Source organism: Ottowia sp. VDI28, assembly GCF_049532675.1.
Taxonomy (GTDB): domain Bacteria; phylum Pseudomonadota; class Gammaproteobacteria; order Burkholderiales; family Burkholderiaceae_C; genus Ottowia.
On the sequence record NZ_CP149820.1, the window covers coordinates 2,683,586 to 2,709,459 of the forward strand.

At 63.5% G+C, this 25,874-nt stretch carries 22 protein-coding genes and 1 pseudogene; 13 read left to right on the forward strand and 10 right to left on the reverse strand.

The genetic code is table 11. From position 1 onward, the window contains the following. Positions 1-83: 83 nt before the first annotated feature. Positions 84-2,026, forward strand: a pseudogene (locus WJU18_RS12870) (ATP-dependent DNA helicase). 97 nt (positions 2,027-2,123) lie between these two features. Here WJU18_RS12870 and WJU18_RS12875 read toward each other — a convergent pair. The 9 genes from WJU18_RS12875 to WJU18_RS12915 form a co-directional block, all read right to left on the reverse strand. Further along, positions 2,124-2,489: a RidA family protein gene (locus WJU18_RS12875; protein WP_423460440.1), complete on the reverse strand. Its 366-nt coding sequence runs from the start codon at positions 2,487-2,489 to the stop codon at positions 2,124-2,126. 26 nt (positions 2,490-2,515) lie between these two features. After that, the gene (locus WJU18_RS12880; protein ID WP_423460441.1) at positions 2,516-3,961 is read right to left on the reverse strand and encodes an N-acyl-D-amino-acid deacylase family protein; all 1,446 of its coding nucleotides are present in this window, start codon (positions 3,959-3,961) and stop codon (positions 2,516-2,518) included. Positions 3,962-3,984: 23 nt separating this feature from the next. Then, positions 3,985-4,980, reverse strand: a complete 996-nt coding sequence (locus WJU18_RS12885; protein WP_423460442.1) for an ABC transporter ATP-binding protein — start codon at positions 4,978-4,980, stop codon at positions 3,985-3,987. Further along, positions 4,977-6,014, reverse strand: coding sequence for an ABC transporter ATP-binding protein (locus WJU18_RS12890; RefSeq protein WP_423460443.1), 1,038 nt, complete (start codon positions 6,012-6,014; stop codon positions 4,977-4,979). Before WJU18_RS12890 ends, WJU18_RS12885 begins: the two co-directional genes overlap by 4 nt. A 20-nt stretch (positions 6,015-6,034) precedes the next feature. Continuing rightward, a complete protein-coding gene (locus WJU18_RS12895; RefSeq protein ID WP_423460444.1) occupies positions 6,035-6,925 on the reverse strand; it encodes an ABC transporter permease in 891 nt (296 codons plus the stop codon). Positions 6,926-7,028: 103 nt separating this feature from the next. Then, positions 7,029-7,964 (reverse strand): ABC transporter permease, encoded by a 936-nt coding sequence (locus tag WJU18_RS12900; protein ID WP_423460445.1) that lies wholly within the window; start codon positions 7,962-7,964, stop codon positions 7,029-7,031. Between the two features lie 28 nt (positions 7,965-7,992). Next, positions 7,993-9,579, reverse strand: a complete 1,587-nt coding sequence (locus WJU18_RS12905; protein WP_423460446.1) for an ABC transporter substrate-binding protein — start codon at positions 9,577-9,579, stop codon at positions 7,993-7,995. Positions 9,580-9,635: 56 nt separating this feature from the next. Beyond that, a complete protein-coding gene (locus tag WJU18_RS12910) occupies positions 9,636-11,090 on the reverse strand; it encodes a M81 family metallopeptidase (protein ID WP_423460447.1) in 1,455 nt (484 codons plus the stop codon). Between the two features lie 47 nt (positions 11,091-11,137). Then, a complete protein-coding gene (locus tag WJU18_RS12915) occupies positions 11,138-12,286 on the reverse strand; it encodes an NAD(P)/FAD-dependent oxidoreductase (protein WP_423460448.1) in 1,149 nt (382 codons plus the stop codon). Between the two features lie 212 nt (positions 12,287-12,498). On the opposite strand from WJU18_RS12915, the gene WJU18_RS12920 reads away from it, so the two are divergent. Next, positions 12,499-13,167 carry a helix-turn-helix domain-containing protein gene (locus tag WJU18_RS12920; RefSeq protein ID WP_423460449.1) on the forward strand — a complete coding sequence of 223 codons (669 nt, stop codon included), beginning with the start codon at positions 12,499-12,501 and terminating at the stop codon, positions 13,165-13,167. A gap of 53 nt (positions 13,168-13,220) precedes the next feature. Here WJU18_RS12920 and WJU18_RS12925 read toward each other — a convergent pair whose 3' ends face one another. Beyond that, on the reverse strand, positions 13,221-14,024 hold the full coding sequence (locus WJU18_RS12925; RefSeq protein WP_423460450.1) for an outer membrane protein assembly factor BamD: 804 nt from the start codon (positions 14,022-14,024) through the stop codon (positions 13,221-13,223). Positions 14,025-14,056: 32 nt separating this feature from the next. Between WJU18_RS12925 and WJU18_RS12930 the strand changes: the two genes are divergently transcribed. The 11 genes from WJU18_RS12930 (at position 14,057) to bamB (ending at position 25,747) form a co-directional block, all read left to right on the forward strand. Beyond that, positions 14,057-15,070, forward strand: coding sequence for an RluA family pseudouridine synthase (locus WJU18_RS12930; protein ID WP_423460983.1), 1,014 nt, complete (start codon positions 14,057-14,059; stop codon positions 15,068-15,070). Between the two features lie 141 nt (positions 15,071-15,211). After that, complete coding sequence (scpB, locus tag WJU18_RS12935) at positions 15,212-16,222, forward strand: SMC-Scp complex subunit ScpB (protein WP_423460451.1); 1,011 nt, start codon at positions 15,212-15,214, stop codon at positions 16,220-16,222. After that, on the forward strand, positions 16,198-17,541 hold the full coding sequence (locus WJU18_RS12940) for a pseudouridine synthase (RefSeq protein WP_423460984.1): 1,344 nt from the start codon (positions 16,198-16,200) through the stop codon (positions 17,539-17,541). The genes scpB and WJU18_RS12940 overlap by 25 nt, the downstream gene beginning before the upstream one ends. A 127-nt stretch (positions 17,542-17,668) precedes the next feature. Next, positions 17,669-18,088, forward strand: a complete 420-nt coding sequence (ndk, locus tag WJU18_RS12945) for a nucleoside-diphosphate kinase (protein ID WP_423460452.1) — start codon at positions 17,669-17,671, stop codon at positions 18,086-18,088. A 200-nt stretch (positions 18,089-18,288) separates the two neighbouring features. Then, on the forward strand, positions 18,289-19,494 hold the full coding sequence (rlmN, locus tag WJU18_RS12950) for a 23S rRNA (adenine(2503)-C(2))-methyltransferase RlmN (RefSeq protein WP_423460453.1): 1,206 nt from the start codon (positions 18,289-18,291) through the stop codon (positions 19,492-19,494). Positions 19,495-19,579: 85 nt separating this feature from the next. After that, positions 19,580-20,329: a type IV pilus biogenesis/stability protein PilW gene (gene pilW / locus WJU18_RS12955; protein ID WP_423460985.1), complete on the forward strand. Its 750-nt coding sequence runs from the start codon at positions 19,580-19,582 to the stop codon at positions 20,327-20,329. Then, positions 20,322-21,242 (forward strand): helix-turn-helix domain-containing protein, encoded by a 921-nt coding sequence (locus tag WJU18_RS12960; RefSeq protein ID WP_423460454.1) that lies wholly within the window; start codon positions 20,322-20,324, stop codon positions 21,240-21,242. Before pilW ends, WJU18_RS12960 begins: the two co-directional genes overlap by 8 nt. A 9-nt stretch (positions 21,243-21,251) precedes the next feature. After that, complete coding sequence (ispG, locus tag WJU18_RS12965; protein WP_423460455.1) at positions 21,252-22,550, forward strand: flavodoxin-dependent (E)-4-hydroxy-3-methylbut-2-enyl-diphosphate synthase; 1,299 nt, start codon at positions 21,252-21,254, stop codon at positions 22,548-22,550. 95 nt (positions 22,551-22,645) lie between these two features. Then, positions 22,646-23,917, forward strand: a complete 1,272-nt coding sequence (hisS, locus tag WJU18_RS12970) for a histidine--tRNA ligase (protein ID WP_423460986.1) — start codon at positions 22,646-22,648, stop codon at positions 23,915-23,917. 16 nt (positions 23,918-23,933) lie between these two features. Continuing rightward, positions 23,934-24,605, forward strand: coding sequence for a YfgM family protein (locus tag WJU18_RS12975; RefSeq protein ID WP_423460456.1), 672 nt, complete (start codon positions 23,934-23,936; stop codon positions 24,603-24,605). Beyond that, positions 24,605-25,747 carry an outer membrane protein assembly factor BamB gene (gene bamB, locus WJU18_RS12980; protein WP_423460987.1) on the forward strand — a complete coding sequence of 381 codons (1,143 nt, stop codon included), beginning with the start codon at positions 24,605-24,607 and terminating at the stop codon, positions 25,745-25,747. Before WJU18_RS12975 ends, bamB begins: the two co-directional genes overlap by 1 nt. Positions 25,748-25,874: the final 127 nt, after the last annotated feature.

The following is a 25,874-nucleotide window of genomic DNA, read 5'->3' on the forward strand; positions in this document are numbered from 1 at the left end:
ATGCCGTAGGTGTGGTGTTTGGCGAGGAAGGCCCACTGGCCCGCGCCGCCGACACTTTCCGCCCGCGCGAAGGACAGACCCGCATGGCGCAAGCGGTCGCGCGCGTGGTGGGCGAGGGCGGCGTGCTGGTGGCCGAGGCTGCAACCGGCGTCGGAAAGACCTTTGCCTACCTGGTGCCTGCGTTGCTTTCCGGTGAGCGGGTGCTGCTTTCCACGGCTACCAAGACCCTGCAGGATCAGCTGTACGGGCGCGATCTGCCCGCGGTGGCCCGTGCGCTGGGTCTCCCGGTGCGCATGGCACTCCTCAAGGGGCGTGGCAGCTACCTGTGCCTGCATCGCCTTGAGTCTGCGCCCCAGGCATTGGGAAGCCATGAGAGGGGGCGCAGCATACATTGGCCAAAATAGAGCGTTGGGCCCAGTCCACACGCACGGGAGACTTGGCGGAGATGCCGGGGCTGCATGAAAACTCGCCGGTTATTCCGCTGGTGACTTCCACGCGTGAAAACTGCCTGGGCGCCGATTGTCCCAAGTGGCGCGCCTGCCACGTGAACCTGGCGCGGCGCGAAGCCATGGCGGCCGACGTGGTGGTGATCAACCACCATCTGTTCTTTGCCGATCTGGCGATCCGCGAGTCTGGCATGGCAGAGCTTCTACCCACCGTGCGCGTGGTGATTTTCGACGAAGCCCATCAGCTCAACGAAACGGGTATTCAGTTCCTGGGAATCCATCTAGGTACCGCTCAACTGCTGGACTTTTCCCGCGATTTGCTGGCCGTGGGCTTGCAGCAGGCGCGCGGGTTGGCCGATTGGTCGGTGCTGTCCAGCGGTGTGGAGATGGCTGCGAGAGATTTGCGTATGGTGTTCGGCCCCAGCCGGGCAAGTTCGCGCCTGCGCTGGGTAGAGGCGGTTCCAGAGGGACTGGATCCTGGCGAGTGGCAGCAGGCCCTGGTGCGCTTGGGCCAAGCGCTCGTGCAGGCGGCCGAAGCGCTTGATACCGTGAGCGAGATGGCCCCGGATTTCGTGCGCCTGCGCGAGCGGGCGATGCTGCTGGGTGAGCGGGTTGCCCGCTTCGCGGGTGACTGCGAACCTGGTTCCGTGCGTTGGGTGGATGTGGGCAGCCAACTGCGCTTGATCGAGTCGCCGCTCGATATTGCCGACGTCGTGCGCACGCGCCTGTTGGGAACGCCGGGCGAGCGCGAAGCGGCTGAAACTGCTGAAGCCGCACCCGAAGAAGCCGCGAATGCGCGCGCATGGGTATTCGTTTCCGCCACGCTGGGTGACGACGAACGGCTTTCCTGGTTCACTGGCCCCTGCGGCTTGGGTGACGCCGAGGTGCTGCGTGTGGGCAGCCCGTTCGATTACGAGCGCCAGGCCGCACTGTATGTGCCGCGCCAGATCGTGAAGCCGAACGATCCCGCGCACGGAGTACAGGTGGCGCGGCTGGCGGGCGAGGCGGCAGAGCGGTTGGGCGGGCGCACCATGATCCTGACCACCACGTTGCGCGCGCTGCGCACCATCGGAGATCAACTGGCGGAGCGCTTTGATGGCAGCGGCATCGAGGTGCTTGTGCAAGGGCAGTTGCCCAAGCGGGTGCTGATGGACCGCTTTCGCGCCGCCAACGAACCGGGGCAAGCTGGCGCTGTGCTGGTTGCTTCAGCGTCCTTCTGGGAGGGCGTGGATTTGCCCGGTGATACGCTGCAACTGGTGGTGATCGACAAGCTGCCGTTTCCACCGCCGGGTGATCCGCTGGTGGAAGCGCGTTGCCGGCGAATCGAGGGCGAGGGGCGCAGCGCCTTCTCCGACTATTCGATCCCGGAAGCCGCCGTGGCCCTCAAGCAGGGGGCCGGCCGGCTGATACGCCGCGAAACCGATACGGGGCTGCTGATGATCTGCGATACGCGCCTGACGTCCATGGGCTATGGCAAGCGCTTGCTGGCCGCACTGCCACCCATGCGGCGGCTGGCGAATGAGGCCGAATTCCAGGAAGCGCTACAAGATCTGGTTCAACCTGTAGATGGAATCTCGTAGGTTGGGCTGGGCGCAGCGGTGCCCAACAAGCGGCAGTGATACACGTCCCATGTTGAGGATCGCTGCACTCAGCCCAACCTACAAAGTTGCTCCGGGATCAGCCTACCCAGGCCTGTACTTCGATCTCGACTTTCGCGCCCTTGTAGAGCACGGCCTGCACGCATGAGCGGGAAGGCAGGCCCTCGGGGAAATGCTTGGCATATTCTTCGTTGAAGGCCGCGAAGTCCTCCAGATTCGCCAGCCAGATGGTGGCGCGTACCACCTGCGCCATGTCGGTTCCGCACTCTTTCAGGCTCAATGCAATGCGCTCCAGCACCGCGCGTGTCTGCACCTGAATGTCGCCCTCGATGATGCCGCCCTGGGCATCCATGGCCAGCACACCCGAAAGGAATAGGAAGCCGCCGGCCCGAACGGCTTTGGAGAACGGGACAGGAAGAGGAGAAGGGATGCGGTCTATGCTCATGGTTGGGTTTCCTTTCAGGAGTTCTCTCAGGGAGTTCTAAGAATGACTTGGCCGTTTCGGGCGCCGGTATGGGTGCCTTGCCGCCAGGTAATGCCGCCATTGACGATGACGGCTTCGATGCCTTCGGCGGGGCGCTTTGGGGATTCGTAGTCCGCGGCGTCCCGGATCGTGGCGGGGTCGAACACCACGATGTCGGCGTGGTGCCCGAGTTGCAGCGTGCCGCGCTCGGCCAAGCCGAAATTGCGTGCCGTGAGCCCGGTCATTTTCCAGACGGCGGTCTCCAGCGGGAACAAGCCTGTGTCGCGGCTATAGTGGCCTAGTACCCGGGGAAAGGTTCCCCACAGGCGGGGATGAGGTTTGTCGCCGAGCGGAATGCCGTCCGAGCCGATCATGGTCTCTTCAAAGGCAAGAATGCGCTGCACGTCGCTTTCATCCATCTGGAAGTAGATGGCGCTTCCAGGCTGAAGACGCCGTGCGGCTTCGGCCTTGTCCACGCCCCATTCACGCGCAATATCGTCCAGATCGCGGCCCGCGCACTCGGGGTGCGGCTCGCTGCCGGCAATCAGCACTCGGCACTCCAGCATCCCCCGATCTGTGCGGATCATGGTAGAGCCAGCGGTATAGGGGTAGCAATCCAGGCAGATCTGCTGCTTCTTCATGGCCTCGCGGATATGCGGCAGCGTCGTCTGCGACCTCCCGAAATTCTGGGTGCCCTGCACCTTGTGGTGCGACACGACGACGGGCACGTCCAGTTCGCGCCCGATGCGGAAGGTTTCGTCCAGGGACTGCATGACCAGATCCGCTTCATCGCGCATGTGGGTGACATAGATCGCCTTGCGCGCGCTCAAGGGGCGGCTCACCTCGATGATTTCCTCGGTCGTCGCCTTGGCGGCAGGCGGGTAGAAGGTGCCTGTGGAGAGACCGATAGCCCCTGCTTCCATGGCTTCTTCAACCAGCGCCTGCATGGCTGCGATTTCTTCCGGCGTGGCCTCGCGGTCGGTGGATGACATGGTGACCGCGCGCAAGGTCGAATGGCCCACCATTGCCGCTACGTTGACGGACGACGGCTGTGCCCGCAGTGCATCCAGATAAGCTCGGAAGGTGGTGAAGCGGTCTTCAGCGGGCGTGTCCAACAAGCTCAGCGGCATAGGCAGATCCATGCCGGCGCGCAGAGGGGCTGCGCTGATGCCGCAGTTGCCCGCAATCACGGTCGTCACCCCTTGCGAGACCTTGAACGGCATGTCCGCTTGAGACAGCACGGCCTGGTCGTCATGCGTGTGGGCATCGATGAAGCCTGGCGCCACGATGCGACCCCTGGCTTCGATGATGGTGGCGGCACCATGGCCGCTCAGATCTCCGATCGCGCTGATGCGCCCGTCGCGTATGGCGACGTCGGCGTCGAAGCGGGGAGCGCGCGTGCCGTCGATGACGGTGCCGCCGCGAATCAACAGATCGTGTTGGGTGGGTTCCATGAGGGCTCTTTTTGAAACTGTGGTCAACGAAAGTGGCAGGCCACCAGGTGTTCGCGCTGGCCCTCGGCTGCGGGGGAATCGGTGCGCGCCGAGAGCGGTGGCGCCTGTTCCTTGCAAACCGGCTGGGCCAGCGGGCAGCGTGTGTGAAAACGGCAACCTGAAGGCGGATTGGCCGGGCTGGGAGGATCTCCTTGCAGCAGCATGCGCTTGGACGGCGTGCGTGGATTGGGCACGGGCACCGCCGAGAGCAGAATTTGGGTGTAAGGATGGCGGGGCGTGGTGAACAGCGTGTCCCGGTCGGCCAATTCGACGATACGGCCGAGGTACATCACCGCGATACGATGGCTGATATGGCGGACCACGGAAAGATCGTGCGCCACGAACAGATAGGCGATGCAGAACTCGGCCTGCAGGTCCATGAGCAGGTTGACCACCTGGGCCTGCACCGAAACATCAAGCGCTGACACTGGCTCGTCGCAGATGATGAGCTTGGGCTGCATCGCGAGCGCCCGGGCGATTCCCAGGCGCTGGCGCTGCCCGCCCGAGAATTCATGGGGGTATTTGTCGACCGCTTCAGGCCGCAGGCCTACCTTGCTGAACAGCCACTGCACGCGTTCCCGGCGCTCGGCTGATGATTGGCGGCTGAAGTTGCGGAGCGGCTCGGCCACGATCTCGCCTGCTTTCAGCCTTGGGCTCAGTGAGGCGTAGGGGTCCTGGAAAATGATCTGCACGTCGCTTCGGCGCTGGCGCATCTGTTCAGGGTTGAGCTTGAGCAGGTCTTCGCCATCGAGCAGCACCGAACCGGACGTGGGCTCGATCAGGCGCATCACGGATTTGGCTGTGGTGGTCTTGCCGCAGCCGGACTCGCCCACCAGCGACAGCGTTTCGCCGCGGGCCACGGCGAAGGACACATCGTCGACGGCTTGAACCGGCGGGCGTGGACGAGCGAGCCAGCGCCGTGGGCTGCTGTAGTGTTTGCGCAGCCCTTCGACTCGCAGCAAAGTGTCTGTGGCATTCATGCGCTTGCAGGCTCCAGGGATGGTGACGTGTCCCGGCCTTCTTCAACCGCAAAGCAGGCAACGCCATGCGCCTGGCCGTGCAACGTCAGCTCGGGGATTTCGCTGGTGCAGCGTGCGTTGGCGAAGCTGCAGCGGGCGGCGAAGGCGCAGCCGCGGCGCGGCTCCAGGGGAGATGGCACGAGGCCGGGGATCTCGGTCAGGCGCGTGCTGCGCGTGTTCATGGAAGGCATGGATGCCATCAGCGCACGCGTATAGGGATGCAGCGGCCGGTCGAACAGCTCGGTCACGCCTGCTTCCTCCACCTTACGGCCTGCATACATCACGATCACGTGGTCGCAGCTTTCAGCTACTACGCCCAGGTCGTGCGTGATCATGACGACGCCCATACCCAGCTCCTGCTGCAGCCGCTTGATCAGATCGAGGATCTGCGCCTGAATGGTGACATCCAGGGCCGTGGTGGGCTCGTCGGCAATGAGCACCTCGGGGTTGCAGGCCAGGGCCAGGGCGATCATCACGCGCTGGCGCATGCCGCCCGAGAGTTGGTGCGGGTATTCCTTGGCGCGCCGTTCAGGCTCCGGAATCTGCACCAGGCGCAGCATTTCCACCGCGCGCACCATGGCCTTGGCACCGCTGAGCTTCTGATGCCGGTGAACAGTTTCGGCGATCTGCCGTCCTACCGTGAGCACCGGATTGAGCGAGGTCATCGGTTCCTGGAAGATCATGGAGATGCGGTTGCCGCGGACGGCCCGCATCTCGGCCTCGCTGAGCGAGAGCAGATTGGTTCCCCGCAGGCGGACGGCGCCATACAGCCGCGCCGGTGGTGTGGGCAGAAGCCGCATGATCGACATCGCCGTCACGCTTTTGCCGCAGCCCGATTCACCGACCACGCCCAGCGTCTGCCCGGCGCGGACGGTGTAGGAAACGCCGTTCACGGCGCGGGCAGGGCCGTCCAGGGTATTGAAGTGGGTATGGAGATTGTCGACTTCGAGCAGGATTTCGCCGTGGGTCGGTGTGCTGCGTGCGGGACTGTTCATCGGGTTAAGCTCCATTCGGGTCAGAGCTGGCGTGCAAGGCGAGGGTCGAGCGCGTCGCGCAAGCCGTCGCCAAGAAGATTGATGGCGAGTACCGTGGCCGCGAGCAATATGCCAGGGTAGAGAATGATGTGGAAGGCGACAGCGACGAAGTTGCGGCCCTCAGCCATCATGTTGCCCCAACTTGGCGTGGTTGGCGGAACGCCCACGCCAAGGAAAGAGAGCGCGGCCTCGAACAGCACAGCGGAAGCGGCGATGAAGGTTGCTTGAACCACGAGTGGCGCCACCATATTGGGCAGCACGTGGCGAAGCAGAATGGTCGGAAGCCTCGTGCCCACTGCATGGGCAGCTTCCACGAAAAGCTGTTCACGCAGCGTGAGCGCGAGGGAGCGCACCAGCCGGACCACCCGCGGCACTTCGGGCACGACGATGGCTACGATCACCGTGGTGAGGCTGGCGCGGGTGACGGCCATCAGGGCGATGGCGAGCAGAATGCCCGGGATGGCCATCAGACCATCCATGACACGCATGATGAAACCATCGGCACGGCGCACGAAGCCAGCCAACAGGCCCAGGACGATGCCGAACAGTGTGGAGATCACGGCCACACTGATTCCCACAATCAGGGAAACCTGGCCGCCCCACACAGTGCGGCTGAACACGTCGCGGCCAAGCGCATCAGTGCCAAACCAATGTTCGGAGGACGGGGGCTGCATGCGCGCCAGAGGGTCGATATCCTGAGGATCATGCGTGGCGACCCAGGGGGCGGCCAGCGCGATGATCGCGACGGCCAGAATCAGCACGGCACCAATGATCAAGGTGGGATGCTTGCGCGCCCAGCGCCAGCGAGGCGGCACGAACGCCGTCTCGTCGCTCGGCGGCGCGTTCTTGACAACTGATGGTACGGAATTCATTGTGTTTGGTTCCATCTCAATGACCGAGGCTCAGAAGGCTGCGGAGCAGGCCGCTGGGTGCGTCCCCTGAGGGGGAAGGCGCGTGAGCGACTCAGAGGGCATATCAATACTGGATACGAGGGTCGAAGAGCTTGTAGCTCAGGTCGATCAGCAGATTGATCACGACGTAGACGCCTGCGGAGAGCAGGAGAACACTCTGGATCACAGGGTAGTCATGGCGCTGCACCGAGTCCACGACCAAGCGGCCAATGCCCGGAAGGGCAAACACGGTTTCGGTCACCACCACACCACCAATGAGAAGCGCGATGCCCATGCCCACAGTCGTCGCGATAGGTACTGCTGCGTTGCGCAGTGCGTGAACCAATACAGGCAGCACACCCAGTCCCTTGGCTCGTGCCGTGCGGATGTAATCTTCGTGCAGGACTTCCAGCACGGTCGCGCGTGTCATGCGCGTGATCAGTGCGATGTAGACAAGCGCCAGGTTGATGCATGGCAGCACGATGTTGTGAAGCCACGGACCCACGCCCTCGCTGATTTTGACGTAGCCCTGTACGGGAAACCATGGAAGGCGAATGGCAAAACCATAGATCAGCAGATACCCCACCAGGAAGGCAGGCACCGAGAACGCCAGCACCGAGAAAATCATGATCACGCGGTCGATCCAGCTGCCCGCGCGATAGGCGGCCAGCGTACCCAGGGGAATGGCCAGAACGACGGTGATGAACATGGTCACCAGCGCAATGCTCAGCGTGGGCTCCAGCCGCTGCCCCAGCAGCGTGGTCACGGGCACCTGCGTGAAGATCGAAGTGCCTAGGTCGCCTGTCGCCAGTTTGCCGATCCAGATCATGAATTGTTGCCATATGGGCTGATTCAGCCCCAAGGCTTCTCGCAGGCGCAGAATGTCCTCTTCGGTGGCGAAATCGCCCGCGATCAGTGCCGCGGGGTCTCCCGGCGAGAGGTGAATCAGCAGGAAAACCACTATGGCCACCACCGCCATGACAGGGAGGGTGGCAACCAGGCGGCGAAGGAAATAACCCATGACCAGACGCTAATGGTGATTCGAGGGCTTACTTGTCCAGCATCCAGACCAGCGGAATACCACCCCAGAGCTTGTCCAGCCCTTTGATGTTGGTGCGCGCCGCATAGGCTGCGGAATACTGGCCGGCATTGATATAGGGCACTACCTCGAAAGCGCGGGCCTGGAAGGCGTCCAGGCGTTGCTTGCGCTCGGCAGGGTTGGCTGATTGGAGCCAAGCGGTGCGCAGCTCGTCGAGTTGCTTGTCGCAGGGCCAGCCAGGCATGGAGCTGCCGCAGGCCGGTGCGAGGAAGGCGTTGCTGATCGGAGAGTTGACATCGAATTCGCCGCCCACGGTGACAAACACGTTCCAGCCCCCAGCCGAAGGCGCATCACGCTTGACACGCCGGGCACTGACGGAGGCCCAATCCATCGACTGCGCATCCACGTTCATGCCGATGCTGCGCAAAGTTTGCCCGACCATCAGGGCGGAGGCATTGTGGTAAGTGATGTCGGTCGGCGTCAGGACGACCACTTTTTCGCCCTTGTAGCCCGACTCGGCGAGCAAAGCCTTGGCTTTCGCCAGATCAGGCTTGGCCCAGGCTTCGGAGCCCGCTGCCGTATCGTTGGGGCTGCCGCAGATGAAGAAGGTGTGACAGTATTTCACCCTCATGTCGGCCGGAAAGCCCATGGCCGCAAGGAACTTCTCCTGGCTCACTGCGGCCTGGAAGGCTTGGCGGGCCTTGACGTTGTTGAAGGGCGGATGCAGGTGGTTGACCATCAGGAAGGCTTGATAGCTTCCGCCGCTGCCTACCTTGATATCTTTGTTGGCTCGCAGTGGGGTGATGTAGTCGGGAGGAAGCAGTTCAATGTAGTCGACCTCGCCACGCTGCAAAGCGGCGACTGCACTGTTCGCATCAGGGAGGTAGAGCCATTCCACGCGATCGAATTTGCTCGCCTTGGAGCCGGCCAGCCCGTCGGGTGCCTCCGTCCTTGGCAGGTAATTCGGATTGCGCACGAACACGGCCTTGTTGCCGGGTACCCATTCGTCGCGCTTGAAGATGAAAGGGCCGGAGCCCAGTGACTCGGTGATCGGCGAAGTGGTGGGCAACTTGGCCAGTCGTTCCGGCAGGACGAAGGCAGGGTAGCCGGATGGCTTGGAGATGGCCTCCAGCACCATGCCGAAGGGCTGAGCCAGCGTCATGGTGAAGGTGCTCGGGTTGACCACTTTCCATTCGACACCCTTGGCCACCATGGCACCACCCATGCTGTCGCGGCTGGCCCAACGTTGCAGCGAGGCGATTGCGTCGGCCGAGGTGACTGCTGAGCCGTCAGAGAACTTCAGGCCGGGGCGCAGTGTGAAGGTCCACTGTTTGTGGTCGGCGGATTCGCTGTATTTTTCAACCATCTGGGGCAGAGGCTTGCCCTTGGTGTCCTGCGAAAACAGAGTGTCATACACCATGTAGCCGAAGTTGCGCGAGATGTAGGCCGTGGTGAAGGTCGGATCGATGATTTTCAGATCCGCATGCGCGACCATGCGAAGGGTCTTGGCAGGCGCTTGGGCCATCGCACCCGGGGAGAGCAGGCTGAGGGTGAGCGCGCTGGAAATGGCCAGGGCGGCAAATGTGCGTCGTTTCATCGTTGGAACTCCGGAAAGGTTCGTGGAAGGGGAGGTGCTACGAGTCAGGCTGCAAATCAGGTGGCGATGGCATCCAGGGGCCACTTGGGGCGTTGAATCTTCTGGTAGGGCAGGGTTTTGAGATCCAGTGCTACCGAGCCTGGAGCCGCGACGTAGATCACATGCTTGCCTACCTTGGAGAATGAGGCGTAGAAGTGCTGAGAGGACTTCACCACGACCAGCTGTTTGGTGGCTAGATCGCACCCGAGCTGTGTGAACAGATCGGTGCCCATGGCTTGGTTGCGCAGTGTGATGAGCACGATCTCGATGCCCGCGGTCTCCACCAGCGCGCTGTCGCCCATCAGGATGGGAGCCCCTGCCAGGCCCGTCATGATCATCTCGGACTTGAGTGCCTTGACGGTGCAGTCCAGATCCAGTGGCTGGCCGGAGAGCGGGCTGATCTTGCCGCCAATGCGCATCTGCAGACGGGCGCCTTCACCCGCATCGAATGCAATGCGCACCGCCATCGGATCCCATATGGGGCCGAGCGCGGCGTTGGTAATGCCGCGCTCGATCATGCGCTGAAGCACAAAGGTGGAGTCGCTTGCAGAGCCTCCGCCTGGGTTGTCGGCGCCGTCGGCCATGATCACCGGGCCGCCCTTGAAAGCCAGCGCTTCATCCAGCGCCTGGTCAATGGGAGGGTAGTTCACGGTGAACGCGTCTTTCATGCCGATCACCTCGTCGGCCAACTGGCGTGCCAGGGCTTTCGCCTGGCTGGGATTGCCGTCCGTATAGACCAGCACCTTTGTACCCATGCCGGGAGCATCGCCCCAAGGGAAGCCGTGGCAGAAGGAGATGGAAAGCACGCCGTCCTTGCCTTCCAGTGATTGCATGCGTTTCACGAAACCGGCCGCGGGTTCGCGTGAGGTATGGACCGTGAGAATCAAGCCGGTATCGACCAAGGCCGCGGCCGGGCGGATTTTCTTTTGCGCTGCGGCCACGCACAGATCGACCAGCTCCAGGCCGCGCTCAAGGATGTCGGTATGGGGGTACTCCTTGAAAGTGATGATCACGTCTGCGTTGTTCACCATTTCGTCGGTGAGGTGGCTGTGCAGATCAAGCTCTGCGCCGACGACCGTGTCCGGGCCGACCAGCGCACGGACGCGCTGCAGGAGATCCCCTTCGCAGTCGTCATAGCCCTCGGCCACCATCGCACCGTGCAGGCCCAGAACCACCACATCCACCGGCAGAGCGGCTTTCAGATCGCCGAGCAGCTCTTCGCGCAGGCTCTCATAGGCTTGGCGCGTGGTAATGCCGCTAGGCTGGGCTGCGGCCACCATGCCTTCGATCAAGGTCCAGCCGGCGTCTTTGCCGCGCAGGCGTGCGGCCATCAATGGGCCGGAGAACAACGTCAGCGCCTCGGGATGCTTCCCGGCGGGATAGTAGCCGCGATCCCGGAAAGACGCCACGCTGGTGGGCATGGGGCCAAAGGTGTTGGTTTCAGTGGCGAGGGAGGCGCTGAAGATACGCACGGTGGGGTACTCCTGTTGCGAGGTGAAAAAATCGAGCGGGATACGAATTACTTTTCGCGCAGACGGCGCGGACTCAGCATGTCGGCGGTCAGACCGAACGAAGCGGGGTGGGGTGGCACGGGCAAGCCTCTTGCCAGCGCGGCGCAGGTTTCACCCATCGCGGCGGAGGTCTGGATGCCGTACCCGCCTTGGGCGGCTACCCAGAAGAAGCCTTCCACTTGATCATCGAAGCCGCCCACCAGATCGCCATCGGCCACGAAGGAGCGCAATCCGGCCCAGGTGCGCGTGGGCCTCTGGATTTCCAGCGTGGTAGCCTCCTGAATGCGATGGATGGCTAGCGCGATATCCAGTTCTTCCGGCTGCACGTCCTGTGGATTGACAGGGTCCGCATTGGCAGGGGAGCCCAGCAGCATGCCCGCATCGGGTTTGATGTACCAATCTTCTCCGGCACCATGCACCATGGGCCAATGGGGATAGTCCTGATGGGCTGGGCCTGCGAATATGAACGCTGATCGGCGGCACGGCTGAAGGCCCAGGGGCTGGGCGCCCGCCAGTTTGCCGACCACGTCGCACCAGGCACCCGCGGCGTTGAGTACTACCGGCGCCTCATAGGATTTGCCGCCAGCGGTGACCTGCCAGCGTCCGTCCGCGCGCCGCATGGCGGACACCTCTGCATCGCACACCAGAGTGCCGCCCGCGTGCCGCATGCCGCGCAGGTAACCTTGGTGGATGGCGTGCACATCCATGTCGGCGGCTTCCGGCTCATGAACAGCCCCGGCCAGCAATTCAACCCGAAGCGCTGGCACGAGCGCACAAGCCTGCTCGGGCGTCAGGCGGCGAGCGGCAGGGGAGATGGTGCGCAGGACATCCCAATGCTCGTCCAACTCGGCCTGCTGCTCGGGCGTTGCCACCATCAGCGCGCCGCGGGGCGTAAGCAGAGGGTGATCGCTGAAGCCTGGCGGGGGAGATTCGAGAAATGCGCGGCTGGCCAGGGTGAGTGCACGTACTTGCGCGGTGCCGTAGCTCTCCATGAACAGCGCTGCGGAACGCCCTGTGGAGTGATATCCGGGCTGTGATTCGCGCTCAAGCACAATCGTGCGTCCATGGGGCGCAAGCCAGTGTGCAACGGATGCGCCAGCGATGCCCGCACCGATGATCAGAAAGTCGGCCTGGATGGCGGCGGTTTCGGGAGTCATGATTGAAAAAAGATAAATTTGATGTCAGGGAATGTTGAACCCTGACGGGGCGGAGTGTATCTAGAAATTTGCGGATATGAAAAAAATTGAAGCCTGTTTCAGGGTAAACACCCAATCTATTCTTTTCACGAAGTTGCGTATGCGCAATTTTCATTGATGCAAAATCCAGCTTGGTACAGCGCGCCGGCTGCAGGAGATCGAGGAATGAACAAATGAAGATTCGCGAGAGCGAGGAGCCACAGCACAAAGGCCAGGAAGGCCAACTGCTGGATCGCGAAACCTTTGGCCGCCGTTTGCGCAATGCCCGCAAGGGCTTGGGCTGGACGCTGCAGCAGTTATCGGAACTCTCTGGCGTTTCAGTTCCGACCATCTCACGCGCCGAGCGAGGCCAACTGGCGCTGGGCTATGAGAATTTCGCGGCCCTTGGGCACGCCTTGAAGATGGATATGAACGCCATGTTCGCCGGAGAGGGGGTGAAAACCACCGCCTTGCAGGCACCCGTCGTGACGCGGTCAGGGCAAGGGGTGGTGTACCGGGGGCTTTCGTTTGCCTACGAATTTCTCGGTACAACTGCGACCGGAAAGCTCATGAGTCCCGTGGTCGGCACGATTCACGCCCGCCGCATCGAAGGGCCGGAGGACTTTGCGCGACACGAGGGCGAAGAGTTCGTCTATGTACTCTCGGGCACCGTCGAGGTGCACTTTGACACGGGTGAGGTCGTGCGGCTGGGGCGTGGCGATTCAGTCTATTACGACAGCGGCATCGGCCATGCGTACATCAGCACCAGCCGCCAGCTCGCACGCATCGTGGGAGTGACTTCCACAGAGAGTCTTCTGATGCGCGCGGCCCGGGCAGGCAAGCGCAGAGGCGGCGCTGAATAGGGTCCTCGCGCGCCCCCTGGGCTCGGGGGCAACATGCGAGATAGCGCCTCAACTTACCAAAGCTGCCACCAGGACGAAGATTTCGGCTTGAACCCGTTTGCGATGTATTCGCTGTTCGGGTAGTTCTTTTCCAGTACGCGCTTGGTGTCATCGCGCAGCTGATCCATGCCGAGCTTGTCGTAGGACTGCATCACGATGTAGAGCCCTTCTTCCAGTGCGGGCGCATCGCGGTAATCCTTGATGGCTTGTTGCGCGCGGTTCACGGCGGCCACATAGGCACCGCGGTTGTAGTAGTAGCGGGCCACGTGCACTTCATACTGCGCCAAGGCGTTGACGGTGTAGACCATGCGTGCCCGCGCGTCGGGCGTGTAGCGTGAGTCGGGAAAGCGCGTGACCAATTCCTTGAATGACTCGAACGCCTCTTTGGCCGCGCGCTGATCACGCTCGGACAGATCCTGCCGCGAGAGGAAGGAGAACAGGCCCAGCTCGTCGTTGAAATTGATCACGCCCTTCATATAGAGTGCGTAATCCAGGGCGGGGCTGGCCGGATGCAGGCGGGCGAAGCGATCAAGCGTGGCAATGGCTTCAGCCTTGTCGCCGGCCTTGTATTGGGAGTAGGCTTTCTCGAGCTGCGCTTGCTGCGCCAGCGGGGTGCCGGCGGCTCGGCCTTCCAGGGTTTCCAGGAGCGGAACGGCCTTGTCGTAGCCGCCGGAATTCATTTCATCCTTGGCTTCGGCGTGGATCCGGTTGGGGCTCCAGTTGGCCGTCTGGTCAATGGGTTTGGACGAGCAGGCCGCGAGCAGCATGGCCAACGCAAGCGTTCCGCTTGCGGCGGCTGATAATCGGGCACGATGCATCACAGGCAATCCTCTTGATTCAGACTCCGCCAATTATATCGACCCCCCTCCCGGAAAAAGAGCCCCCTCCTGACAGACCCGAAGGAGAGGAAGACGACGCCGTGGATACAGGCCCCGAGGCCGAGCAGCGCCATTTCGAGGTGCCCTCGGCGCTGCATGGCGAGCGCCTGGACCGCGCGCTGGCCGCGCTGGTGGCTGAATTCTCGCGCAACTACCTGCGCCAATTGGTCGAAGATGGCGCGGCGCGGCTGAACGGCACGCCGGCGCGCAAGCCTGCCCAGCGGGTGAAGGCGGGCGAAAGGCTGGAGATCGAGCTGCGTCCGACGCCACAGACCCAGGCCTTCGTGCCCCAACCCATGGCGCTTGATGTGGTGTATGAGGACGAGCACTTGGCGGTCATCAACAAGCCGGCGGGGCTCGTGGTGCACCCGGCCCCTGGCAATTGGAGCGGTACTTTGCTCAACGGCCTGCTGGCGCGGGATGCCAAGGCGGGGCAACTGCCGCGCGCCGGCATCGTGCACCGGTTGGACAAGGACACCAGTGGCCTGATGGTCGTGGCGCGCAGCCGCACGGCCATGGATGCGCTGGTGGCGCGCATTGCGGCACGGGAAGTGCGGCGCGAGTATCTGGCCTTGGCGCACCGCCCCTGGAGCGGACCGGCCACGCGCACGGTGGATGCGCCCATCGGCCGAGATCCGCGCAACCGTTTGCGCATGGCCGTGGTGGATCTCAGCCTGAATGCCGGCAAGCCGGCGCAGACCGAGTGCGAGCTGCTGGAAAATGCGGAAAGCGGTTGCCTCGTGCGCTGCCGTCTGGTGACAGGCCGCACCCATCAGATTCGCGTGCACATGGCGAGCCTGGGGCACCCGCTGCTGGCTGACGCCCTCTATGGCGGCCAGCCAGCGGCCGGCATGGAGCGGCAGGCGCTGCATGCGGAGCGGCTGGCTTTCACGCATCCGGTCACCGGAGAATCGCTGCATTTTGTTTCGCCCCTCCCGGCTGATATGAACGCGGCTCTGGCAGCATGGGGGCTTGATTACAATTGAGGGCGGCATGGACGTATCCACGTCCATGGTGTTTCTCTTCCCCTCTCCCTCCGGGAGAAGGTCGGGGTAAGGGCAGTCAGCGCCGCTCCGCGGCGGCGTCATTCTTCATGGGCGTAGCAGCGCCCCACATTCGAAAGCTCCATGAACACCGTCGAGGCCAAGCGCATTCTGGAGACCGCGCTCATCTGCGCTCAGCAGCCGATGCCCTTGCGCGACCTGCGCGTGCTGTTTGCCGATCAGGTCGGAGCAGACTCCATCAAATCCATCCTGCTCGAGCTGCAGGACGACTGGACGCAGCGCGGAGTGGAACTGGTGCAGGTTGCCAGCGGCTGGCGCTTTCAGAGCCGGCCCGAGATGCGGGAATATCTCGATCGCCTGCATCCGGAAAAGCCGCCCAAGTACACCCGCGCCACACTGGAAACGCTGGCCATCATCGCCTACCGCCAGCCCGTGACGCGCGGTGACATCGAGGATATCCGCGGCGTCACCGTCAACTCGCAGTTGATCAAGCAACTGGAAGACCGGGGCTGGATCGAGACCATCGGCCATCGCGAGACTATCGGCCGGCCTGCGCTTTTCGCCACCACCCGGCAATTTCTCGATGATCTCGGCCTGGAATCGCTCGATCAACTGCCCTTGCTGGAATCCGTACCGGAGCAGATCGAGAACATGTTCGACGCCCTCCAGCCCGTCCCGGAAACCCCGGCAGGTGAGGCAGAATTAGGGGCTGGGGCCGTTGCCGATGCCGCCGAGGCCGATGCCGCCACTGCGGTGGAAGCAGGGGAAGGAGCCGAGGCGGCTGGTCTTGGTAGGCCTGTGGCCGAGGCTGCAGCGCCTGGCGCCGCCGAGCGGGAATCTATCCTGGCTTCCGGCACTGCCGACGGGATAGAAACCGTCGAGGAGGCTGAAATTGTTGCAACAATCGAAACAATTGGTGCGCCCGAGGCCGCTGAAATAACTGAGGCTGCGGAAATATCCCAGGCTGTGAACGCGGCCCAAGAGCCTGAAAATGCTGAAACGGCCGGCGCCCCACTCGATTTTCAGTCTGCCGAGCCTGACCAGCCCACGGAAGCACCCCTTCAGCCCGAACCCCAGGAGGCAGGCGATACCGCGCCGCCAGCCCCTTCATCCACCGACAAGGACACCCCATGAAACCCGACGAGCAGCCTGTACCTACCGAACCATCCGAGGAGTCTTCGGTGCCCGCTCTCGCGGCGGACGCACCGGCGGCACCTGAGAAGGTGAGCGAACAGGCAGAAACCGAGCAGGCCGTTGATTTCGAGGATGTTCTCTCCGGCCGGTTCGACGAAGAGCCCGAAGACCTTCCCGCACCGCCTGCCAAGCGCGTGCTGAGTCCGCAGGTGGAGCAGCCCAAGCTGCACAAGGTGCTGGCGCAGGCAGGCCTGGGTTCGCGGATGGAAATGGAGCAGATGATCCTGGAGGGGCGCATTTCGGTCAATAATCAGCCGGCGCATATCGGCCAGCGCATCCAGTACGGCGATCAGGTCAAGATCAACGGCAAACCGGTGCGCGTGACGCTGCGCACGCCTCCGGCGCGCGTGCTGGCCTACCATAAGCCCGTGGGTGAGGTCGTCACGCACGACGATCCGCAAAATCGCCCTACGGTGTTTCGCAAGCTGCCGCGCCTGCAGCAAGGCAAATGGCAATCGGTGGGGCGGCTGGATCTCAATACCGAGGGGCTGCTGCTCTTCACGAACTCTGGGGAGCTGGCCAACCGCCTGATGCACCCGCGCTTCGGTCTGGAGCGCGAATACGCGGTGCGTGTCCTGGGCCCCCTGACCGATGAAGAGCGGCAGCGCTTGCTCGATGGCGTCACCCTGGCTGACGGCCCGGCCCAATTCAAATCGATCCAGGCGGAGGGTGCCAGCGAGGGCGCGAACCAGTGGTACCGCGTCACGATCGCTGAAGGGCGCAACCGTGAGGTGCGCCGTATGTTCGAGGCCGTCGGCCACGCGGTCAGCCGGCTGATCCGTATCCGCTATGGCGCCATGCTGCTGCCCCGTGGTCTGCGGCGCGGCCAATGGATGGAGCTGCACGAGCGGGATATCCGCTCTCTCGGTGAGGTGGCAGGCGTTTCCAGCGCTACCCTGCGCGGATCGCCGGAAGGCGAGGGTCCGGGGCGCGGCAAGGATCCCCGCCGGGGCCGTGGCGACCGCGGCCGGGCCAGTGGCCCGCGTCCTAATCGTTCCAATGCCGGGTTCGGCGCCCCCGCCGATGCACGCCCCGGCCCCCCTGGAGCCCGGCGCCGTGGCCCCGGGGGAAATCCGGGCGGCAACGGCCAGCCCGATCCCATGAAAACCTCGCTGGGATACATCGGGGCCGATGCGCTCACGCGCCAGCGGCAGAATGCGCCCCGCTCAGGTGGCCCCTCGGGCGGCCAGCGCCGAGGACAGGGGTTTAGCGGCGGCGCGGGTGGCCGGCGCAGCGGAGGCGGCGGCGGCTCACGTTAATAAGGCTCTCAGAGTGCATTGGCACTCTGGTGCCGGTTAAAATCAAGAGCTTTGCCCATTTTCTGCCTGTATCGAGGCGGGAAGGGCGGGAATTTCTTTTAAAAAACCTTTGCAGGAAAGCACTTTCATGGCTATCGAACGCACTCTCTCCATCATCAAGCCTGACGCTGTCGCCAAGAACGTCATCGGCCAGATTTACGCCCGTTTCGAGGCCGCTGGCCTGAAAGTGGTTGCCGCCCGCATGGCACACCTCTCGCGCCGTGAAGCCGAGGCTTTCTATGGCGTGCACAAAGAGCGCCCCTTCTTCAAGGACCTGGTGGACTTCATGATCTCCGGCCCTGTGATGATCCAGGTGCTGGAAGGCGAAGGCGCCATCGTCAAGAACCGCGACCTGATGGGCGCCACCGACCCGAAGAAGGCAGCTCCCGGCACCATCCGCGCTGATTTCGCTGATTCGATCGACGCCAATGCGGTGCACGGCTCCGACGCTCCCGAAACGGCCGCCAACGAAATCGCTTTCTTTTTCCCTGGCGCTTCGATTTTCTAGGAGCACCCCTGAGTCGCTTCGCGCCTTCCCCCTCAGGGGGGACGCCTCCGGCGGCCTGGCAAAGCCAGCTCCGCGGAGGCCCGCGTGCGGCCTGCTTCGCGGCCTTTTGAGTTCGCCCAGAGGCGCCCTATTCATGAACCGCAGGTTGGTGCTGAGCGCAGCGATGCCCAACAAGCGGCCGTTTTGAAGGAGAGGAAAGCATGACTCCCAACGTCAATCTGCTCGACTTCGACCTGAATGGCCTCGCCGCCTATTGCGAGACGCTGGGCGAAAAGCGTTTCAGGGCTACTCAGCTCTTCCGCTGGATCCACCAGCGGGGCGCCTCCGATTTCGGGGCCATGAGTGATCTGGCCAAATCCCTGCGCGAGAAGCTCGCCGGGGTGGCCCATGTCACCGCACTGCCGGTGATCAGCCAGCACGAATCCAAGGACGGCACCATCAAATGGCTGTTCGACGTGGGTGGCGGCAATGCGGTAGAAGCGGTGTTCATCCCCGAATATGACGACGAGGCGTCGTCTTCCAACGGGACGCCCACGCTTGATCGCGGCACGCTGTGCGTGTCTTCTCAGGCGGGGTGTGCGGTGAACTGCCGTTTCTGCTCTACCGGGCACCAGGGTTTCAGCCGCAACCTGACCACGGGCGAAATCATTGCCCAGCTCTGGTTTGCCGAGCACTTTCTGCGCCGGCACCTGAAAACCGACCAACGCGTCATTTCCAATGTGGTGATGATGGGCATGGGCGAGCCGCTGCAGAACTACAACGCGCTGGTGCCCGCATTGCGCACCATGCTCGATGACCATGGCTACGGCCTGTCCCGCCGCCGCGTCACGGTTTCCACCTCGGGGGTGGTGCCCATGATCGACCGGCTCGCACGTGACTGCCCGGTGGCTTTGGCGGTATCGCTCCATGCGCCCGAGGACACCTTGCGTGATCATCTGGTGCCGCTCAATCGCAAATATCCGCTGGACGAGTTGCTGTCCACGTGCGTGCGCTACCTTGAGCACGCGCCGCGTGATTTCATTACTTTCGAATATTGCATGCTCGATGGCGTCAACGATACACCCGAGCATGCGCAGGCGCTGATTGATCTGGTGCGCAGGCACGCCGCACAGGGGCTGCGCTGCAAATTCAACCTGATTCCGTTCAATCCATTCCCCGAGTCGGGCCTTACTCGTTCGCCCGCGCCGCGCGTGCAGGCTTTCGGGAAAATGTTGAACGATGCTGGTATCGTCACCACTGTGCGCAAAACGCGTGGCGACGACATAGACGCTGCCTGCGGCCAACTGGCCGGCGACGTGAAGGACCGCACTCGTGTGCATGAGCGTGTCGCTCGTCAGCGCACCGTGGTGCTGCATCGTCTCGGCTCCGCCACCAGTGGTGCTGGAACTCACGGAAAGAACACCTGATGGCCCTGTTTTTTCGACGCCTTGATTTCGCTGTGGCCGCGGCGCGTGCGCTGAGCCTGCTGGCTCTGGTGGGCGCAGTAGGGGGCTGGCAGCGTGTGCCAGTTCAGGCGGCACTGGCGCCGAATCGTCTGGCGACAGTCAGGCCGCCTCCGACGACAACGGGATTGACCGCCGTGCGCGTACGCGCATGGCATTGGCCGTGGGCTATTTCGAGAACGGCCAGTATGCCATCGCGCTCGATGAATTCAAGAAAGTGGTGCAGATCGACCCAAACTTTGGCGATGCCCATAATCTCGGCGGCATGATCTACATGGCTCTGGGCGACAGGCAAGTCGCCGAAACCCAGTTCCAGCGTGCCATCAGCCTCAACCCGCGTGACGCCAATGCCTTGCACAACCTGGGCTGGCTGCAGTGCGAAGAGCGCCGCTACGCCGAGGCGGTGCAGTCGTTCGAGCGCGCCTTGGCCGTTCCTACCTATTCTGGCCGCGCACGCACGTTGATGACACAAGGTATCTGCGAGGTGCGCGCAGGTGACCGCACCAAGGCCGAGGCCACGCTGATGCGCTCCTACGAGATGGATGCGGGCAATCCGGTCACGGGCTACAACCTTTCGCAGCTTTTGTATCAGCGCGGCGACTATCCGCGCGCGCAGTTCTACATCCGGCGCCTGAACAACAGCGACAAGGCGAATGCCGAATCGCTGTGGCTTGGCATCAAGGTGGAGCGGCGAATGAACAACACCCAGGCCATGCAGCAGTTGGCCTCGCAACTCAGCCGGCGCTTTCCCCAGTCGCGTGAGTTGCAGTCCTACGAACGGGGATCTTTTGATGACTGAAAACGAATCCACGCCCGGCACTGCCGCTGATCATGAAGCACCCGCCGCTGCGGCAGGCGCAGCCTACCCCGAAGTATCTGCCGGCGCCATGCTCCGGCAGATGCGTGAGGCCGCAGGAGTCCATGCAGCTGTGCTGGCCAGCGTGCTCAAGGTGCCGCAGCAGAAGCTGGAGGCGCTCGAATCCGATCGCCTGGATGAGCTTCCGGACATCACCTTCGCGCGCGGGCTGGCCGCCGCCATTTGCCGTGCTTTCGGTGTGGATTCGGCGCCAGTGCTGGCCCGCATGCCGGTGGCCGGCCATCGCCTGCGTACGCAGGAATCCGAGCTCAACCAATCATTCCGTAGCGCGGGTGACCGTCCGCGCTCCATGCTGGCCAGCGGGCCGTCCAAGCCATTGATAATCGTCGTGGGCCTGCTGCTTGTCGGCGCGGCGCTGCTCTGGTTGCTGCCCACGCTGCCCATCCAGCTTGGCGCGCCTTCGCCTACGATCAATGCCGACGGCATCGTGAGTGAAAACGTAACCCCGGGGCCGCCCGTGGAAGCTGTGGAACCCACCGCGCCGCCGCCCGCCACCGCCGGATCAGGGGCTGCGGCAGAATCGCCTTTGGCGGCCGCGCCAGCCGGGCAGGCATCTGCCGCGGTACCGTCCGCACCGGCCTCCGCGGGTGAATCCGCGGATCAGCTTATGGTCATTACAGCCTCCGCCGAGACCTGGGTCACGGTGCGGGATGCTGCGGGCAAGCAGGTCATCAATCGTGCCCTCGCCGCCGGGGAAGTCGTGAGCGCCACCGGAATCTTGCCGCTGAGTGTCACCATTGGGCGCAAGGATGCCGTCACGGTGAAAGTGCGTGGAAAGCCTTTCGATCTGAAACCGATAAGTCGCTCCAATGTGGCACGCTTTCAAGTTCAATGAGGTGCGTTGATGGGTCACTCCGATTCATTGCCAAATTCGCTGCCACCAGGTTCTGAGCCGATCGAGCTGGCCAATCCGGCGCAGCGCCGTACGCGTCAGGCACGCGTGGCCTGGGGTAACCGCATCGTTACCGTGGGCGGTGGCGCGCCGGTGCGGGTGCAGTCCATGACCAACACAGACACCGTCGATGCCATCGGCACTGCCATCCAATGCAAGGAGCTTGCGCTGGCCGGCAGCGAGATGGTGCGCATCACCGTCAATACGCCTGAAGCGGCGAAGCAAGTGCCCTACATTCGCGAGCAGCTTGATCGCATGGGTGTTGACGTGCCGCTGATCGGCGATTTCCACTACAACGGCCACCGGCTGCTCACCGAGTATCCCGCCTGCGCCGACGCGCTCAGTAAATACCGGATCAACCCTGGCAACGTGGGCAAGGGCGCCAAGAAGGACCGCCAGTTCGGCCAGATGATCGAGGCTGCCCTCAAATGGAACAAGCCGGTGCGCATCGGCGTGAACTGGGGCAGCCTGGATCAGGAGTTGCTGGCCAGCCTGATGGACGCCAATAATCAGCGCGCCGCGCCTTGGGAGGCGCGGCAAGTGATGTATGAAGCGCTCATCACCTCCGCCATTGAATCGGCACGGGCCGCTGTTGATCTCGGCATGAGCCCGGACCAGGTCATTCTCAGCTGCAAGGTGAGCGGCGTGCAGGATCTGATCGCGGTATACCGCGAGTTGGCGCGCCGTTGCGACTACCCGCTGCACCTGGGCCTCACGGAAGCCGGCATGGGTACTCGCGGCACCGTCGCGTCGACTACCGCGCTGGCTATCCTGCTGCAGGAAGGCATTGGCGACACTATCCGTGTGAGCCTGACTCCCCAGCCCGGCGAGGCGCGTACCCAGGAGGTGGTGATCGCCTCCGAGATCCTGCAGGCGCTGGGCTTGCGCGTTTTCGTTCCCAGCGTGACCGCGTGTCCTGGCTGTGGGCGGACCACCAGCACCACCTTCCAGGAATTGGCCAAGCAGATCGACGACTATCTGCGCGCCCAGATGCCGGTATGGCGCAGCCAGTACCCCGGGGTAGAGAAACTCAAGGTGGCGGTGATGGGCTGTATCGTCAACGGTCCCGGCGAAAGCAAGCATGCCGATATCGGTATCAGCCTGCCGGGAACCGGTGAAGCGCCTGCGGCACCCGTGTTCATCGACGGCGAAAAGGCGATGACGCTGCGCGGCGAGAACATCGCCACCGAGTTTCATGCCATTGTCGAGCGCTACATTGCAGAGCGCTTTGGCGAGAAACTTCCCGTTTAACCTCCTCCAGTCAGATTTCAGTGTAGGAGCGGCTCCCGCCGCGAAAGGCTACTTTCTCCGTGTCAAAAGAAAAGAAGATCACCGCCGTCAAGGGCATGAACGACATCCTGCCGCCCGAGTCGGCCCGCTGGGAGTGGCTGGAGGAGATCGTGCGAGGGGTGATGGCGCGCAACGCCTATCGGAACATCCGCACACCGATCATGGAGCACACGCATCTTTTCACGCGCGGGCTGGGCGAAGTCACCGATATCGTCGAGAAGGAGATGTACTCCTTCCAGGATCGGGCCGACAAGCATGGCGATGCCGAGCACCTGACCCTCCGGCCCGAGTCCACGGCAGGCGTGGTGCGGGCGGTCAGCGAGCACAATTTTCTCTATGAAGGCGGCAAGCGGCTCTATTACATGGGACCCATGTTCCGCCGCGAGAGACCCCAGCGCGGCCGCTACCGGCAGTTTCACCAGATCGGGGCTGAGGCGCTGGGCTTCGGCGGGCCGGAGGTCGACGCCGAACTCATTCTGCTGGCCACCCAACTCTGGAGCGAACTGGGCATCAAGAACTGGCGCCTGGAGCTCAACAGCCTCGGCCAGCCGAATGAGCGCCGCGAGCACCGTGCGGCCCTGATCGCCTACTTCGAAGCCCATGCCGAGCAACTCGACGAGGACGCCCGCCGCCGCCTGCATACCAATCCGCTGCGCATTCTCGACACCAAGAACCCCGAAATGCAGACGCTGGTCGACAATGCGCCCAAGCTGATGGAATACCTGGGCGAAGCCTCGCTGAAGCACTTCGAAGCCGTGCAGGCCATCCTGCAGGCCAATGGTATCGGCTACAGCATCAATCCGCGGCTGGTGCGCGGTCTGGACTACTACAACCTCACGGTGTTTGAATTCGTGACTGAAAGCCTGGGCTCCCAGGGCACCATTTGCGGCGGCGGCCGCTATGACTACCTGATCGAGGAAATTGGCGGAAAGCCTGCGCCAGCGGTCGGTTGGGCACTGGGTGTCGAGCGCGTGCTCGAGCTGCTGAAAGAAGAGGGCGTGCAATCGCCCGAACCCGTGCCCGACGCCTATGCGATCATTCCCGACGTGGCCGCGCTTCCTGCTGCCATGCGGTGCCTGCAGGCGCTGCGGACCGCAGGCGTTGCCGTGCAGATGCACGCCGGCACAGGGGAAGGCATGGGCAGCATGAAAAGCCAGTTCAAAAAGGCCGATGCCAGTGGCGCGCGTTTCGCGCTGATCTTCGGCGCTGACGAGCTGGCCGCGGGCGAAGCCACCGTGAAATCCCTGCGCGACGGTGCCGGTACGCAGCAGCGCCAACCGCTTGCAGAGCCTGCTATCTGGGCGAACACCCTAAAATCCACCGCTTGAATCGGATTACGAACACATGGCCACACATCTCGACCTGGAAGAACAAGAGCAGATCGATGCGATCAAGCACTTCTGGCAGCAATGGGGCAACCTCATCACTTGGGTGTTGATTGCCATCCTCGGTGCCTATGCTGCCTACAACGGGTGGCAATATTGGCAGCGTTCACAAGCCTCGCAGGCTGCCCTGATGCACGACGAGCTGGAACGCTCGATCAATTCCGGCGATCCTGCCCGCATCGAACGCGCGTTGGCCGACATGAAGGAAAAGTTCGGCAGCACCACCTATGCCACCCAGGGCGCGCTGGAAGCTGCGAAGGCGCTGTCAGAGAAAGGCAAGCTGGCGGAAGCCAAGGCTGCGCTGGCCTGGGTGGCCGAGAAGGGCTCCGATGACGGCCTCAAGGCGGTCGCGCGCTTGCGCCTGGCTTCCATGCTGACCGGTGAGAAAGCCTATGACGAAGCGCTCAAGCAATTGACCGGCAGCTTCCCGTCTGAATTTGTGGCCCTGGCCGCAGACCGGCGCGGCGATGTGTTCCTGCTGCAGGGCAAGCGCGCCGAGGCGGCCGCCGAGTTCGGCAAGGCCTATCAGGGCCTCGAGAAAACCGGCGGCGAATACCGCCGTCTGGTCGGTATCAAACTCAATTCGCTGGGCATCGACCCAGAAGCAGGCAAGGCAAAAGGCGCTGCATGATGAATACCCCTCGTTTCCCGCGTACCCGGATGCTGCCCTTGGTGGGCTCGTTGTTGGTGGCCGCCGTTCTGGCTGGTTGCGCCGCGGGCTCGCCGAGGCCCAAGCCTGCTGAGCTGCCGGCCAACGTCGCCTTGATAGGTGTGCGTCAGGCTTGGTCGGCCAAGATGCCAGCGGTCAGTTTCCCTCTGCAGGTCAGCGTGCGTGGCAATCAGGTGGCGCTGGCAGGCGATGACGGTACCGTGCTCACACTCGATGCCGCGAGTGGGCGCGAGCTGTCCCGGGCCAGTGCTGGCGAACCTTTGGCAGCCGGCGTCGGCAGCGATGGCCGTGTCAGTGCCGTGGTCACGCGCACCAATCGCGTGGTGGCGTTTGAAGGCGGAAAAGAGCTGTGGCGCCACAAACTGGCTTCGCAAAGCTATACCGCGCCTCTGGTGGCAGGTGGCCGCGTTTTCGTGCTGGGGGCCGATCGGTCGCTGACCGCGCTCGATGGCCAAAGTGGGGCCTTGCTGTGGCGGGTGACACGCCCGGCTGAGCCTCTGGTGCTCCGGCAGGCCGGCGTGCTGCTTGCGGTGGGCGACACTCTGGTGGCCGGCCTGGCTGGCCGCATGGTGGGGATCGATCCTGATTCTGGCAGTGTGCGCTGGGAGGCCCCCGTGGCGGCTTCGCGCGGCACCAATGACGTCGAGCGGCTGATCGACCTGGTGGGCGTTGTCAACCGTCAGGGTACGGAGGTCTGCGCGCGCGCTTTCCAGACGGCCGTGGGTTGCGTCGACACCGCCAAGGGCAGCGTGCGCTGGACCAAGCCAGCCAATGGTGCCACTGGCGTGGCCGGCGATGACAACATGCTCTTCGGCGCCGAAGCCGATGGCAAGGTCATGGCGTGGCGTGTCGCCAGCGGCGAGCGCGCCTGGATCAACGAGCGGCTGCAGTGGCGTGTATTGACGGGTCCCCTCGTATTGGGCCGCTCGGTCATCGTGGGCGACAGCACTGGCTTGGTGCATATGCTTTCGCGCGAAAATGGCAGCCCGCTCAACCGTTTGAACACAGACTCCTCCGGTGTGGCCGCTACTCCGGTGGCCGCCGCCGACACGCTGGTTGTTGTGACCCACTCCGGCGGCGTATACGGTTTTGTGCCTGAATGAGCTCCCCCTGAGGCGCTTACGCGCCTTCCCCCCAGGGGGACGCACCCAGCGGCCTGACGGAGCCAGCTCCGCGGGTGCCCTGGTGTGGCCTGCTCCGCGGCCTTCTGTTTTTGACTCCCTCTCCCTC

Excerpts from the sequence above, each read along its gene's own strand:
- bamB (WP_423460987.1), top strand. The coding sequence starts at position 24,605 with ATGAATACCCCTCGTTTCCCGCGTACCCGGATGCTGCCCTTGGTGGGC.
- WJU18_RS12885 (WP_423460442.1), bottom strand. The coding sequence starts at position 4,980 with ATGAATGCCACAGACACTTTGCTGCGAGTCGAAGGGCTGCGCAAACAC.
- WJU18_RS12920 (WP_423460449.1), top strand. The coding sequence starts at position 12,499 with ATGAAGATTCGCGAGAGCGAGGAGCCACAGCACAAAGGCCAGGAAGGC.
- ndk (WP_423460452.1), top strand. The coding sequence starts at position 17,669 with ATGGCTATCGAACGCACTCTCTCCATCATCAAGCCTGACGCTGTCGCC.
- WJU18_RS12960 (WP_423460454.1), top strand. The coding sequence starts at position 20,322 with ATGACTGAAAACGAATCCACGCCCGGCACTGCCGCTGATCATGAAGCA.
- rlmN (WP_423460453.1), top strand. The coding sequence starts at position 18,289 with ATGACTCCCAACGTCAATCTGCTCGACTTCGACCTGAATGGCCTCGCC.
- WJU18_RS12875 (WP_423460440.1), bottom strand. The coding sequence starts at position 2,489 with ATGAGCATAGACCGCATCCCTTCTCCTCTTCCTGTCCCGTTCTCCAAA.
- scpB (WP_423460451.1), top strand. The coding sequence starts at position 15,212 with ATGAACACCGTCGAGGCCAAGCGCATTCTGGAGACCGCGCTCATCTGC.
- WJU18_RS12905 (WP_423460446.1), bottom strand. The coding sequence starts at position 9,579 with ATGAAACGACGCACATTTGCCGCCCTGGCCATTTCCAGCGCGCTCACC.
- hisS (WP_423460986.1), top strand. The coding sequence starts at position 22,646 with ATGAACGACATCCTGCCGCCCGAGTCGGCCCGCTGGGAGTGGCTGGAG.
- WJU18_RS12880 (WP_423460441.1), bottom strand. The coding sequence starts at position 3,961 with ATGGAACCCACCCAACACGATCTGTTGATTCGCGGCGGCACCGTCATC.
- WJU18_RS12915 (WP_423460448.1), bottom strand. The coding sequence starts at position 12,286 with ATGACTCCCGAAACCGCCGCCATCCAGGCCGACTTTCTGATCATCGGT.
- WJU18_RS12895 (WP_423460444.1), bottom strand. The coding sequence starts at position 6,925 with ATGAATTCCGTACCATCAGTTGTCAAGAACGCGCCGCCGAGCGACGAG.
- WJU18_RS12925 (WP_423460450.1), bottom strand. The coding sequence starts at position 14,024 with ATGCATCGTGCCCGATTATCAGCCGCCGCAAGCGGAACGCTTGCGTTG.
- ispG (WP_423460455.1), top strand. The coding sequence starts at position 21,252 with ATGGGTCACTCCGATTCATTGCCAAATTCGCTGCCACCAGGTTCTGAG.
- WJU18_RS12890 (WP_423460443.1), bottom strand. The coding sequence starts at position 6,014 with ATGAACAGTCCCGCACGCAGCACACCGACCCACGGCGAAATCCTGCTC.
- WJU18_RS12900 (WP_423460445.1), bottom strand. The coding sequence starts at position 7,964 with ATGGGTTATTTCCTTCGCCGCCTGGTTGCCACCCTCCCTGTCATGGCG.
- WJU18_RS12975 (WP_423460456.1), top strand. The coding sequence starts at position 23,934 with ATGGCCACACATCTCGACCTGGAAGAACAAGAGCAGATCGATGCGATC.